Annotated in this window: 5 protein-coding genes; 2 read left to right on the top strand and 3 right to left on the bottom strand. The window is 43.1% G+C overall.

Translation table 11 applies throughout. The features are described from left to right. Window positions 1-611 precede the first annotated feature (611 nt). Both FEM33_RS20365 and FEM33_RS20360 read left to right on the top strand, forming a co-directional pair. Window positions 612-3,722: a CBM96 family carbohydrate-binding protein gene (locus FEM33_RS20365; protein WP_161597203.1), complete on the top strand. Its 3,111-nt coding sequence runs from the start codon at window positions 612-614 to the stop codon at window positions 3,720-3,722. A 177-nt stretch (window positions 3,723-3,899) separates the two neighbouring features. After that, entirely contained in the window at window positions 3,900-7,085 is a 3,186-nt protein-coding gene (locus FEM33_RS20360; protein WP_161597202.1) for a CBM96 family carbohydrate-binding protein, read from the top strand. A 197-nt stretch (window positions 7,086-7,282) separates the two neighbouring features. On the opposite strand, the gene FEM33_RS20355 is transcribed toward FEM33_RS20360, so the two are convergent. The 3 genes from FEM33_RS20355 to FEM33_RS20345 all read right to left on the bottom strand — a co-directional run bounded on the left by FEM33_RS20355 (window position 7,283) and on the right by FEM33_RS20345 (window position 14,742). Next, complete coding sequence (locus FEM33_RS20355; protein ID WP_139013829.1) at window positions 7,283-7,756, bottom strand: hypothetical protein; 474 nt, start codon at window positions 7,754-7,756, stop codon at window positions 7,283-7,285. Between the two features lie 796 nt (window positions 7,757-8,552). Beyond that, window positions 8,553-11,549, bottom strand: coding sequence for a CBM96 family carbohydrate-binding protein (locus FEM33_RS20350; protein ID WP_139013828.1), 2,997 nt, complete (start codon window positions 11,547-11,549; stop codon window positions 8,553-8,555). A 250-nt stretch (window positions 11,550-11,799) separates the two neighbouring features. After that, window positions 11,800-14,742, bottom strand: coding sequence for a CBM96 family carbohydrate-binding protein (locus tag FEM33_RS20345; protein ID WP_139013827.1), 2,943 nt, complete (start codon window positions 14,740-14,742; stop codon window positions 11,800-11,802). Window positions 14,743-15,614 lie beyond the last annotated feature (872 nt).

The following is a 15,614-nucleotide window of genomic DNA, read 5'->3' as shown; positions in this document are numbered from 1 at the left end:
ATGGCAGTTTTTAGAACTAAAAGGGAAGAAAATTTAGGTGTCTGAGAGTACAGTTTAACCACCGAATTTTTTGATAATCGTTTTATATAGATTTTGTTTATAACTCAGCTTTTTAGCTGAATTTTGAAAGTTTCGAAAAGCATTCTATTATATCTTTATCAAAAAGAAAGCCTGCACTATGAGAAAGAAAAAGCTTAATCATTTTTGTTGGCAAAATCCTGGTGATCTTAATAGCTCTATCCTTATTACTGCATACTAATAAGCTCCTGTGAACATTGCAGAAGTTGTACAATCATTTTCTATCCTATTTTCCGCCGAGATTCAGCATGCAGTAATTTATCTAGTAAGTAACTTTTGTATAATGTTCAGTACAAATCGTGATATATTACAGTCTAATAAAAGAAGATCCTAATTCATTCGACTCTACATTTCAGCTAACTTCAATGCAATCATTTTTACAATCAGATTTCCACCTTATATCCAGCTATGTCCAGGTGACATTCTCATGGCTTCAATCCTTAAATGGTTTTGGCCCTATTTACAGACCGAAAACTGCACGGTTTAAATTTTTGTGGCCTATAGTTCTATTTTATTTTTCGTCCCCTAGCCTTATGGCGCAGCCCGCAGTAGAGTGGGATAAAGTTCATTCACTGCCACCGAAATTCAACCTTTCTGAAAGTTTGACTAGGCCTACGCCTGATGGCGGTGCCATCATGGGGTTTTCTTCAAATTCAGGAGACTGGGGTTATTTCATCAATAAATTCGACCAGAACGGCACAAAGCAATGGGAGAAAAAATTTGTCGGAGACCAATATGATTCAGTGCAAGAAATTCTTTCAACCTCAGATGGAGGCTATCTGCTGGGCGGTTACTCCAATTCCGGTGCAAGCGGAGACAAGTCTGATCCTTCATTTGGCACATTTGACTATTGGATCGTCAAGATTTCCGCAGACGGAACCAAACAATGGGACAAGACTTTCGGGGGAGTTGAATTAGACTATATTACCTCAATGAAACAGACAGCGGACGGCGGGTATATCCTTGGAGGCACTTCAAGCTCACCTGCCAATGGCATAAAAACAGAGAATTCAATTGACCTTGATTACTGGGTTATTAAGATCAGTGCAACCGGAATCAAACAATGGGACAAGACGATTAGAAGTACAGGTTGGGATAGACTGACCTATGTAGACCAAACAGTAGATGGAGGCTACCTTGTGGGTGGTTATTCCTATTCCAATGCGGGTGGGGACAAATCCGCTAATAGCAAAGGTGGTTTCGACTATTGGGTAGTCAAGCTGGATTCCAAGGGCTCTAAATTGTGGGACAAAACTTATGGTGGCAATAGCAATGAGGAATTTGTACAAATCCAGCGTGCAAAAGGCGGTGGTTATATACTAGCAGGCCGATCAACATCCATCGTTAGTGGGGACAAATCAGCAACTCCCTATGGTTATGAGGATTTTTGGGCTATCAAGATTAATTCAGATGGAGAAAAGCAATGGGATAAAGCATTTGGCGGAACGGGTCCGGAATATGTTACAACACTTGCACAAACAGCAGACGGCGGCTACCTGATTAGCGGACAATCTTTTTCTGAGGTGAGTGGCAATAAGACCGATGCACCAAAATCAAGTGGTGATTATTGGGTTGTGAAAATAGATGCTAATGGAAATAAGATATGGGACAAGAGTATCGGCGGTCACAAATGGTCGAGCAGTTATTTAACCGGAGCTTTTCAGGCGCCGGATGGAGGATATACTTTATGGGGAATAAACAATAGTGATAGCACAGGTGGTGATAAGACCCAAACCGGGTCAGATATATGGATTGTAAAGATCCTGTCTGAGTCAAACAACAAGAAGCTGGCATTTTCTGCTGATTCACTGGATTTCAGCCTTACAAACACAACGCCTGACTCTTTACAAAACGTAAGTCTTTCTTCCAATAGTGGTATGCCGGCCGTTACAATTAGCAAATCATCTGCAGACTGGCTGGGTTTACCTTCACCGGCACTGGGATCTTTGCCATTCACGGTTAGAACTAATGGTGTTACAGCAGGCAAGTATAACGCCATTGTTGCCGCAACGGCACCGGGGTATGCCAGGGCATTGCTGAGTGTTAATCTGGTGGTAAACGATGTGACCATGGTTCCGGTACTCAGGCCTATTGGTGAGAAGGAGCTCATGCCAGGCGGCTCACTCCAGTTTATTGCAACTGCATCAACCGGATTTGGACAAACCAAGTCGTTTTCACTTCTGAACGCGCCAGCAGGTGCCGCGATTGATGCCGCTACAGGTGCTTTCAGCTGGGTTGCACCTCAGCAACCGGGTACTTATGAAATCACCGTTAGAGTGAGCATTGTTAACTTCTCTGAACTTTATGACCAGGAAACAATTAAGGTAAAAGTGCTGGACCCGGTAGATTATCCTGTTGTCCGGATTAATGCAGGCGGCAAGGCTTTCACCGCTTCCGGCGCAAGACTATTCGGGGCTGACCGGTACTATGCCGGCATTGACCGCACCAGCTCGGTGGCTACTGGTGATATCCTGAACACAACGGATGATGAACTCTACCGCTCAGGCCGCTGCTCACCCTCTTTCAGCTACAACATCCCGGTTGCTAATGGCAAGGTAAACGTGATCCTGCACTTTGCTGAAATCTGGTACGGCATTCCGGGAAAAGGTGCCGGCGGAGCAGGTAAAAGACAGTTCAACGTCACCATCGAAAACAGCCGAAAGCTGACCAACTTTGACATCTTTGCTGCTGCCGGCGGGGCGATGCGCGCTGTGCAGAAATCCATTCCGGTCACTGTTACGGATGGTATGCTGAACATTGACTTTACAAGTGGCGCAGCCGACCTGCCCCGCATATCCGCCATTGAAGTCGTCAGAACAAGTTCCACGCTCAAACCACTTGCTGATTCCTATGTACGGGATGGAAGCTACAATGCAACTAACTTTGGCGCTGCTATTAATCTGGATATCAAAAACAACATCAATGATCTTGCAACCGTACGATCCACTTATCTCCGGTTTAAGCTGCCAACGGCTACCGCTGTTTCCTCCGCCGTTCTGCGGATCTACGGCCATAATCATGAAAGCAGCAAGAATATCTCTGTACATGCTTACGGGGTAGATGAGGACCTTTGGACTGAAAACGGCATTGTCAACAGCAATGCCCCTGCTGCATCCACACGTTCACTGGGCTATGTAGCAGTCAATGATGCTTACAAGTATTATGAAATAGATGTGACCAGCTATGTAAAAGCCCAGCAGCAAGCAGGCGAAACACTGGTGAGTCTGCAATTGGCAGATCCGAATAGCCGGAATACCCGCGTTGTCTTCAACAGCAAAGAAAGCAGCTCCTACCCTCCTCAGCTGATTGTTCAGACCCCACCTGTTGTAATAAGTAACACACGGTTAAGCAAAGAAGAAATCAGCACAAACCTGAAAGCAGAACCTGAGTCCTCATCGGTTTACCCCAACCCGGTCAGAAACAAGTTTACGATACAAATTTCCGGCAAACACAGCGCAGATGTTACGCTTGATCTTACAAACAATTCAGGCCAGAGCTATCAACTTGTAGCAGCTCAGAAAGTGATTGCTGGTCAGAAAACAGAAGTGGATATTTCAAATCTGCCTTTAAGCAAAGGAGTTTATCTGCTGAAAGTACAGTCGAGTAACACCTCGGAGGTATTGAAGGTGCTGGTTACAGAGTAGCTTAATTATTCAAATGCCCGGACCAGATCACCGGGCATTTTTATTTATTCTGATTGAAGTTAACCCGTTCTTTTTAACCCTTAACTGCTGCAATTTATGCTTTTACATTTATCCTTAAAAATGAATTTACCAGGAAATTTTCTACAAAGGACTTTTCCCAATTACCTGAAATGGTGTATGATTTTGATCTTAGTCCCATTCTTGACCGGAAAACTGCTTGCGCAGCCTGCGGTGGAATGGGATAAGCTGCAAACACTTACGCCCGGTTTTGGACCTTATCCCACAGTAGCATGTCAAACGACGGATGGCGGGGTGATGATCGGATTAGCAGCCGGTGGTAATGCGGGTTCTAAATACTTTATACTTAAACTGGATCGTAAAGGAAACAAAGAATGGGAAAAAACATATGGTGGAAATAAAGACGACGAATTAAAGTCTGTTATCCAGACATCCGATGGCGGATACCTGATCGGAGGCCAGTCCGATTCTGATGCCGGTGGCGATAAGTCAGATTCGGCCTATTCCATTAGTACTGATTACTGGATTATCAAGATTACCGCAGACGGAACCAAACAATGGGACAAAACGTATGGCGGAACAGGCTCTGACAATCTGGGAACAGCAATACAGACTTATGACGGAGGATATCTCGTTGGCGGTTTGTCAACTTCTCCTGCCAATGGCATTAAAACCGAAAATTCGTTTGGAGAATCCGATTGCTGGTTGATTAAACTTGATGCAAACGGAAACAAGCAATGGGACAAAACCCTGGGCGGATCCTTGAGGGACGATGTTTCATCTATAATACAGGTACCGGATGGAAGTTTTATCATAGGTTGCAATTCCGATTCAGAAATCAGTGGAAATAAGACAGCAGGTTCCAAGGGTTCGTATGATTACTGGATTGTAAAACTTTCAGCCAGCGGCATCAAACAATGGGACAAAACCTATGGCGGCAATGGATTCGACAGCAATCCTATTATTGTTCAAACAGAAGACAACGGGTATTTGCTTGCCGGTGACTCCTGGTCCGATGCAGGTGAATACAAATCGGCTCCCGGTTTCGGCTATTACGATTTATGGATCGTTAAAATCAATTCAGAAGGAGAAAAGCAATGGGACAAGAGCTATGGCGGAAACGACCCTGATCTGATTCAATCCATTCAGCCAACACCTGATGGCGGATTTCTGATCGGCATGGTATATTATTCCGACCTCGGTGACACCAAGGCAGATCCAACAAGAGACCTGGATGATAACTGGATTATTAAAATAGATGCCAACGGGACCAAATTATGGGATAAAAACATTGGAGGCAGTCCTCGTTCAGTCAGCACGTTAGCTGGTGTTTTTACTACTTCTGATGGCGGGTATCTAACAACCGGAAATTCATATAGTAATAACATAGGCGGTGATAAGACCGAAGTTGGGCAAGGTGTCTGGACTGTGAAGTTGCTTGCTGAATCAAACGACAAAAAGCTTGCTTTTTCTACCGATTCACTGGATTTTGCACTTTCAAGTATCCCAACTGATTCTACCCGAAATGCCATCCTTTCTGCTAATACAGGCTCGCCAGAAGTTACATTTCGTAAATCTGCTGCCGATTGGCTGGATTTGCCTTTGCCTGCACTGGACACATTGCCGTTCACCGTTACTACTTCAGGCATTGCGTCGGGTCAGTATAGTTCGGTAGTTGCCGCAACGGCTCCCGGCTATGCCAGGGCATTGCTGAAAATCAACCTGAATGTAAATGAAGTTTCCATGCCACCGGTACTCAGTCCCGTAGGTGACAAAGTATTGCTGCCAGGCGGAACGCTCAGGTTTACAGCTACCGCAACGACAGGATTTGGACAAACCACGACATTTTCAGTTTTGAATGCGCCTGCTGGTGCCGTCATAGATGCTGTCACGGGTGCTTTCAACTGGACTGCACCTTGGGAAACAGGTTCCTATCAACTTACAATCCGGGTTGGTGTCGCCGGATCCCCAAACCTTTATGATGAGGAACTCATCACGGTGAGGGTAGTAGAACCGGCTAATTTTCCTGCTATCCGGATCAATGCGGGCGGAAAGGATTTCACGACTGCTGACGGACGGGTATTTATGGCGGATACTTTCTTTGTCGGCAATACGCGCACCAGCACGGTCAAGGATATCGATATTGTAAATACGCAGGATGACGAACTGTACCGTTCAAGCCGCTGCGATCGCTATTTTAGCTACCGGATTCCGGTACAATCCGGAATTTATAAAGTCACCCTTCATTTTGCAGAGGTATTCTGGGGCGTTTACCCCGGCAAACCCGGTAACGTTTCCAGCAGGCTCTTTGATGTTGCAGCAGAGCGTGCATCCAAACTCAATTTTTACAGTATCATCCAAAAAGCAGGCGGACCGCTCAGGGCAGTAACTGAAAGTTTTGAAGTAAAGGTCACCGACGGTTTTCTCGATCTGGACTTCGACTATGCGGACGCTGATCTTGCCAAGGTGGCAGCCATTGAAGTGGAAGTAATCAGCCCATTGACAGAGTTTTCGATAGGACCCGTTGCAGACGCCTATGTACGACATGGAAACAATTCGCAGACTAACTACGGCCTGGAACAAACCATTGACCTGAAAGCAACTACAAAGGCTGAACTCGCACGTGCGGCTTACATCAAGTTCTCCCTGGCCAGTCTGAGCGAAATCACAAGCGCCAAGCTTCGCATTTACGGCAGGAACTATGAAGGCACCAACCTGATCCGGGTCGGGCTCACAGGCATTGACAATGACAGCTGGTCGGAAACCGGCATTACGGCAAGCAATGCGCCAACGGGCTTCTCCACCTTTCTGGGATCTTTTGACATTAATGACCAAAAGCACAGGCCACGGTTTTTTGAGGTTGATATTACTGAATATGCAAAAGCGCAGCTGGCTCAGGACAAAATGCTGACGCTCATGCTGGCAGACCGAGGCGAGACTAACAAAAGGGCAACTTTCAACAGCAGGGAAAATGCGGTAAACCCACCCGAGCTGATCATTATAACCTCAGGCCCCATAACTCCAACCGCCAGAATAGCCCATACACCGGTACTCACTAAAACTGACAACAAGACTGAAAACGAACTGACTGCTTCCACCATTTACCCCAATCCGGTACAAAAACATTTCACTGTTCAGATCGGGAACCAGCATCAGGATAACATTTCATTACAGCTGATCAATGCGGCTGGCCGGAGCTATCCGGTCAAAACAAATGAGGAACTGCATGCCGGCAGCAAAGCCGAAGCGGATGTTTCCGGTTTGTCACTGAGCAAAGGTATTTATTTACTAAAAGTACAATCGAGTAAGACCTCCGAGGTATTGAAGGTGCTGATTACAGAATAGTTTGAAAATTCAAAATGCCCGGGAAGCTCCCGGGCATTTATTTATTCTGATTCAAGTAAATTTTATGATAAGATTTTCAAACGCCATCTTCACCTAATTTGTACTTAGTCCATTTTGTCTAACAATGCCATTCGCAAAACTATTTGAATTGAACTCAAACGAATTAATTCCACAACGCTAACAGATATACGTATTTACTAAACTACAAATAGTTTCTTGTAGCTAGCTGGGTCTTGTATCATCTCTATTTCACAAAGCACATCCATTACCGCGCTCAGTCCCTTGTACTGGTCTTCCATAATCTCCTGTTTGGTGTGACCCGAATAATTCTTGTAGTGAATTTCTGTGTTGGTGTCGAAGACATACTCGATTCTGGCCAACTCATCCGCCGAATACCCGGTTTCCTTGATGCATATTTTCACAAACCATTCTTTCTCTTTTTTATAGTCCCTGCTCTGAATACCATCTGTTGTGGAAAAGGCCATTCCCCACAGATCATTGGTTACTAAATCAGAGATATAAACTGGCTCCAGGCACTTTCCTACCTTTACCCCTGCCCCCCATGCAACCATCGTACCTACTGCGCAGGCACTGCATGTTCCCTTGGCCAGCGTTTCATTAAAGAACGCATACATTAATGCGTCGACCGCATTCTTGAATCTCTTTGTCATTGGAGTGATTGAAATTATTAGTTTAAATAATAGGATCTCCTGCTTTTTAGTCCAGGATAGATCTTTATGAATGAAAAAATGAACCTTTACTTCTGATACAAATATTCCCTTGATGACTCCTGATGCGCGTCAAACCACACGCTTAACAGTCCGTGTTAAGTAGTCAAGCATTAGCAAACAGCCATATGCCTATTAACCGCATCCAAAAAAGCATACGTAATAATAGAGTTAGTACTATAAAACTGGATGAAAATAGTTTAATCCTATTTGCTGAGCCAGCTAATCCTTACAGAACCTTGATCTCATCAAGCATGAAAAGATATGAAATCTAATTTTTGTAACCGGTTATAAATGTAATTAATTAACCATTAGTTAACTACTCATTCGCAAGTTTAAGTAGGCTTTAATGCATGCAATTTTCATATTCTTATTTAACGGTAATAATTCAATCCTCAACTGTTTTCATAATGACCTATATTACAGAAGATTATTGTATTATTTTTACAATTGCCTTTGCTTAAACGGTATTTTAAAGAAAATTATAGTATCTCAATAATCTGGAGAGATCCAGCATAAAGATTTTACAAATAAAAGATTTAATGATTGCCTGAATGCTTGATAGTACAATTTAGTAGCAGCCTTTATTACAAGACACTTGCTTTGCTAAAACTTGGAATTTTTATAATATCAGATTAATTTTTTAATACCTGTGCTAAAAACGTTAAAGCCGTCCTATTTTCACAGAACGGCTTTTGCACTTATGATGATTAATAATTCTTTTAACCACTTCTCAGGATCATTCCGTGATTAGCATTTTAATTACTTCTGTCACAGCTTCCGACTTGATCATGAGCATGTAAACTCCGGTGCTTAGAACATGCTTTGAAATATCTACTTCTACCTTCTGCCCAGCCCTTGCTTTCTCTGGTAGCTGTATTTTGTAGCTTTGGCCATTTTGGTTTACCAGGTTAAGATCAATATTTTCACTATGCTTGCCGGAAAGCTCTACGTTAAAATGCTGTGTGGCCGGGTTGGGGAATACAGTTGATTGCCCCGGCTCTTTCTCCAAATTGGCAGTAATTTCCTGCTGTCCTGTTCTGGCCGCAGCACTTGCCTGCTCTACGGTCTGTATGACGAGCTGCGGCGGGTTGACTGGATTTTCCCTGCTGTTAAAAGTTAGCCTGCTGTTACGGGCATTGTCGTCTCTTAGAAGAAAGTTAATCAGTAAGTCACCTGCCTGCTGTTTGGCCTTTACATAACCGGTTACATCCAGCTCATAGTACTTGGCCACATTGGTGACGCCAACCGAGCTTAACAAAGGCGTTGAAGCAGCAGGTGCAAAAGCATACCTGAGAAGCGATTCGACCCACATAGGAACATCATAGCCTTCTTCCGTACCATAAGCATGCAAGAATACTTCCCGGGCGTTTTCATAATTGTAGCCATACAAACGCAATTTAGCAGAGCCCACCTGCCCTACGCTAGCCAGTGTAAACCTTAGATAGGACATACGTTTTGCATCCGGGCTTCCATCTACATTTTTTACATCCAGATTGGTCTCCTTCCCAAAATTATTATATTGGTAACTGCCACTCCGTACATAGGAATCTTCAATGGGCTTCAAGCTGACACTGTTTACCTGTACTTCTATGGCCGAAACTCGTGGCTGGTCTGCTGATCCGGTCAAAAAGTCTATGTTCAGCATGCCGTCTGTTACGGTCACCGGAATTGTCTGCTTTACTGCCCGCATCGTTCCGCCTGCACGGGCATAGATATCATAATCGGTCAGCTTGCGGCTGCCTTCGATATTGACATGAAACTTTCTTTTACCCGCTTCCTTAAACCAGATCTCGGCAAAGTGCAGCACGACATTCACCTTGCCATTGGCGACAGGAATATTGTAACTGAACGATGGCGAGCAGCGGCCTGTGCGGTAAAGCGCATCGTCCATAGTATTAAAGATATCACCTGTGGCAACCGAGCTGGTGCGGTCGGTGCCGGCATAATACAGATCTTCTTTAAACTGCTTACCGTTTGATGCGGCATAAGCATCTCCACCTGCATTGATGCGCAGGTATGTGTTAGCAGCTTCTTCGCTGACTATCAAAAGCTTTACCGGAATCTGTACCCTGGTGTAACCTGGTGCGGTAATGGTAACAAGCGTGCTATAAGTACCCTCAGCCAAACCCGTGGCATCAATGCTGAAAGATAATGGACCGGTCGTTGTAGCCTGCGGGAGTTTCAGCCAGTCACTATCCTCAGGTTTGAAAAAGGTAAGGTTTTGTTTGCTTGTGCCGGCAGAAAGTGTAATCTCCTGTGCCGGGATCATACTGCCGGATTTATACGTAAATAAAAGCGAGGGAGTAGATGCTGTGAGTACTTTCTGGGATTGTTCTGCATCCAGCTTTACAATCCAGTAACTATAACGGTCATACCTGGAATAACCGGTTTCAGTTTTATCAAAACCTGCAGGTGAATCTGATTGTCCACCTAAAACAAAGCCCTTGTCGCTGGTCTGCTGGACATATTTTAGTGATTCATTAAACGTGGCTCCAATTGTTCTGTCCCATACAGCCTTACCATCCGGTGAGAGTTTGATGATCCAGAAATCTGAACCATACTCAGTCCCTCCTTCAACTTTATAATCTTCGGTTTTATCAATGCTTTTAGGTGAATAGGACCCTCCACCTACTAGATAGCTTCCATCAGCCAGTTGCACAATACTGCTTACGCCATCAGAGTCTGATCCTCCTAAAGTCTTATCCCACTGCTTTGTCCCGTTTTTGTCGACCTTGATAATCCAGTAATCATAACTCCCTCTGGAATCTTCGGACTTGTCCCTGCTTTTACCAGATAAAGAAGAACCTGCCAATAGATATCCCCCATCACTGGTTTGTATCACACTTTTAAAACTGTCAGTACTACTTCCTCCATATGTTTTATCCCACTCTGTTTTGCCAAGAGCTGTTAACTTGATTATTCTGTAATCATATTCTGGCAATATAGTATTACCACCAACTATATACCCCCCATCATTTGTTTGCTTTAAAATAGATACATCTATATTCGTGTACTTGTCAAGTGCTAACTTCGATTTTACATTACCTTCTGAGGTGATATTTACAATTTCTAAATCCGGAGTGGAAGAATAGAAAGGAGATTGACCACTTAACTGATAACCTCCATCAGCGGTAGTATTAATTGAAAGCAATCTTTCATACCCAGTTCCGCCAATGGTTTTGTCCCACTGCTTTGTCCCGTTTGCGGCCAGCTTTATAATCCAGTAATCCGTACCACCATTGCTTTCCTGCGATTTATCCGTTCCTGTACCAGCCGTGTAACCTCCCACTAAATAACCTTCATCTGGTGTTTGTAGAACAGTCGTATAATAATCATCATGACTGTTATCAGGAGTCGTGGCTAAAATTTTATCCCATTCTTTGCTGCCATCTGGCCTGAGCTTTACAATGTATAAATTACGCCGGGAATTAAGACCCGGCGTAGTGCCACCTAAAATGTAGCCTCCATCACTAGTTTGTTGCATAGTGCCGAATATATTGCTGTTACTGCCCGGTTTTAGGTCCGATTCGATTGTCCTGTCCCACTGGATACCGGGCTGAGCTGTAAGGCTATCCTTGAAAATAAAAAGCAGTAAAAGTACCAGCACAGGTTTAATCCAAGAATAGATTTGTTTGTTAGAGCTGATATTATCAGTAAAACTTTTAGTTTGTAAGAGTAACTGCCCAGGGGCATTTGCCGGCAAGCGGCAGCTTGTAAGTAGAGTTGTTGACATGATTGTAGGTTTCTTAGAATGGATTTTTTGTTACGAGAAATACTTTGTAATCTATAACCTGAAATATAGCACTATTTACTACATGGATCTCTTCTGCAATGCTCAGTATTCATTATTGAGCCAGAAGGCAAAAGAAACCAAGGCAGGTAAGCATCGACAGGTTTAAAGTACAGATCATCATAAAAAGCCGCCCTTTGCTTAAAAGGACGGCTCTTAAAAAAATTGCTCTATTAATTAATGCTTTTCAGAATCACTCCGCAATTAGCATTATAATTACTTCTGTTACAGCTTCTGATTTGATTTTTAGCATGTAAACTCCTGTACTTAGTAAATAATTGGTAATATCAACTTCCACCTTTTGGCCTGCTTTTACTTTCTCTGGCATTTGTATTTTGTAGCTTTGGCCATTTTGGCTGGTAAGGTCAAGATCAATATTTTCACTATGCTTGCTCGACAGCTCTACTGTAAATCGCTTTGTGGCCGGGTTAGGAAATACGGTTGATGGCTCAGACTCTGATTGCATAGTAGTTATCATTTCCTGCTGACCTGTTCTGGCCGCAGCACTTGCTTCCTCAACGGTCTGTATGACAAGCTGCGGGGGGTTGACTGCATTTTCCCTGCTGTTAAAAGTTAGTCTGCTATTACGGGCATTGTCATCACTTAAAAGAAAACTGACCAGCACATCACCGGCTTGCTGCTGCGCCTTTACATAACCGGTTACATCCAGTTCATAGTATTTGGCCACATTGGTTACTCCTACCGAGCTTAGAACAGGTGATGATGCAAATGGAGTTGATGAATAATTCATATACTTTTCTGTCCAACGGTCATCATCGATGCCATAAGCATGCATATAAATCTTTTTGGCATTCTCATAATTGTAGCCATACAAGCGCAGCTTGGCAGTACCGACCTGTCCGGCGCTAGCCAGTGAGAATTTCAAATAAGATGAACGTATTGCATCCGGACTTCCACTTACATTTTTCACATCCAGGTTAGGTTTTGAACCAAAATTGGTGAATCGGTAACTGCCGCTTTGTACATAGGTATCCTCAATTGGCTTTATGGTTATACTGTTTACCAATACTTCAATGGCCGAAACTCGTGGCAGATCTGCGGATCCGGTCAAAAAGTCGATGTTTAGCATGCCGTCTGTGACAGTTACCTGGATTGTCTGCTGTACTGCACGCATGCTTCCGCCTGCACGGGCATAGATATCATAGTCAGTCAGCTTGCGGCTGCCTTCGATATTGACATGAAACTTTCTTTTACCGGCCTGCTTAAACCAGACCTCGGCAAAGTGCAGCACTACATTTACCTTGCCATTGGCAACAGGGATCTTGTAGCTGAATGATGGCGAGCAGCGGCCTGTACGGTAAAGCACATCATCAGTGGTGTTGAGAATATCGCCTGTTGCAACCGAGCTGGTGCGGTCAATGCCGGCATAGTACTGATCCGCCTTGAACTGCCTGCCGTTTGATGCTGCATAAGCATCTCCACCGGCATTGATACGCAAATACGTATTCGCAGCTGCTTCACTGACCACCAAAAGCTTTACCGGCAGAACTACCCGGTCGTAACCCGGTGCAAACAAAGCAACCGTAGTGTTATAAGTACCCGCCGCCAGGCCACTGCCATCAATGCTGAAAGATAAAGGTCCGGGAGAAGGCTCCGGGATTGTAAGCCATTGACTTTTTTCTGATTTATCAATTGTTAGTTCCGGTGTGCCTGAACTGGCAGAGAGTGTGACAACCTGCGCAGGCGTTTCACTGCCTGGCTTATAGGTAAATGAAAGTGACTGTGAGGACAGCGAGAGTGTTTTCTGTGGTACTTCAGCAGCTAGTTTGACAATCCAGAAATCATAATAGCCACCTGTCTCTGATTTATCAAATCCAGCGTCTGATGCCGAGACCCCACCTAAAATAAAGCCCTTGTCACTGGTCTGCTGAATGTATTTAAGCTGATCGATATAACCGCCTCCGATTGTTTTGTCCCATATTACCTTTCCATCCTCTGACAGTTTAAGAATCCAGAAATCCTCCCGTTCATCAGGACTTCCATTGCCTATATAATTTTCGGTCTTATCACCACTTTTAGGTGAAAAGGACGTGCCACCTACCATATAGCTTCCATCTGCCAGTTGCACGATACTGTTCAAAGCATCAGAATCCGACCCTCCCAAAGATTTGTCCCACTGCTTTGAACCGTTTTTGTCAAGCTTGACAATCCAGTAATCATAATGCCCTTTTGAATCTTCGGACCTGTCCCCGCTTTTAACAGAAAATGAAGAACCCGCCAACATATAACCTCCATCATTGGTTTGTATAACACGCTTTAACTGATCATCATTACTACCTCCAAAAGTCTTGTCCCATGCTACCGTGCCATTAGATTTAATCTTGATTGCCCTGTAATCCACTATTCTTACGGGCTCATTTGGATCTAATGTATTGCCGCCAAGGATATATCCACCGTCATTGGTCGGCTGTAAGGTAGTAACTGAGATATTATCGTATTTGCCAAGGTTTACTTCTGACTTTACATTACCTTCAGCTGTTACATTTACCAGCCATATGCCAGAAGGAGAAAGTCCACCTAATTGGTAGCTTCCATCCGGGGTATTGATAACTGAGAGTAAACGCTCGTACCCAGTTCCACCGATGGATCTATCCCACTGTTTTGCTCCATTTGCTGCCAGCTTTATAATCCAGTAATCAAATCCGCCATTACTTTCCTGTGATTTATCCTTTCCTGAACCAGCTGTATAACCACCAACTAAATAACCGCCATCTGGTGTCTGTAAAACGGTCGTAAAATAATCTTCACCATTTGTACCTAAGATTTTCTCCCATTCTTTGCTACGATCCGGCCTTAGTTTTACAACATAATAATCAGTTCCACCAGTGTTATAATTTATTGTTCCTCCTAATATATATCCGTCATCAGTAGTTTGTTGCATAGTGACTAATACTTCAATATTTTCTGTTCCAATCGTTTTGTCCCATTGAATAGCAGGCTGGGCTGTAAGGCTATCCTTGAAAAAGAAAAGAAGTAACAGTGCCAGCACAGGTTTAATCCAAGAATAGGTTTTCTTGTTAAAGCTGTTATTATCAGTTGAACTTTTAGTTTGTAAGAGTAACTGCCCAAGGGCAATTGCCGGCAAGCGGCAGCTTGTAGGTAGAGTTGTTGACATGATTGTAGGTTTTCCTGATTGATTTCTGTTATGACAAATAATTTATAGTATATAAACTTAAATATACTACTCTTTACTGCCTGGATCTCTTCAGAGGATTAATCATCCGGGCAGAAGATAACAAAAATCAAGGCCTGTGAGCATCTGATAGATTATAGATAATTCTTAAAGTCAGTAATAGCAAGTGTTGTTAACTCTATTCATTAGAAGAAAATGGGCTTATTTTGTAAAAGTAGCATCCTTAATTTCTCAGGTGCTTATTAATGGTCGACCTAAATCAAAATCTTTAAGGGTGCAGATTTACAATTACGATTAAACCAGGTCAAAATCAATGTAAGTGTAAATTTTAACTTACAATTACCTGAATATTAAAATATTATATCATTTTGAAGTAAATACTAAATTTTACGATTATACCACCGAATTTTTTGACAATCATTTTATATAGATTTTGTTTATAGCTTAGCTTTTTAGCTGAAGCTCTCCTAAAAACCATTCTATTATATCTATATCAAAAACAAAGCTTGAACTACAAGAAAGAAAAGCTTTATTATTACTTGCTGGCAAAATCTTGGCAATCTTAATAGCTCTACTGCTTATTACTGCATTTTAATAAGCTCCTCTGAACAATGCAGAAAATTTGTACAATCATTTTTCTATCCTATTTGCCGCCAAAATTCAGCATGTAGTAATTTATTCAGTAAGTAACTTTGTATTAAATTCAGTACAAATCTTGATATATTACAGCTTACAAAAAGAAGATCCTATTTAATTCAACTCTACATTCCAGCTAACCTTAATGCAACCATTTTTACAACCTGCTTTCCGCTACATGGCCAGCTATGTCCAGATAACATTTTCATGGCTTCAAT

The sequence above is a fragment of the Dyadobacter flavalbus genome, from assembly GCF_006149045.1.
Lineage (GTDB): Bacteria > Bacteroidota > Bacteroidia > Cytophagales > Spirosomataceae > Dyadobacter > Dyadobacter flavalbus.
Note: the sequence above shows the minus strand (reverse complement) of the source record. Positions and strands in the feature narration are given on the sequence as shown.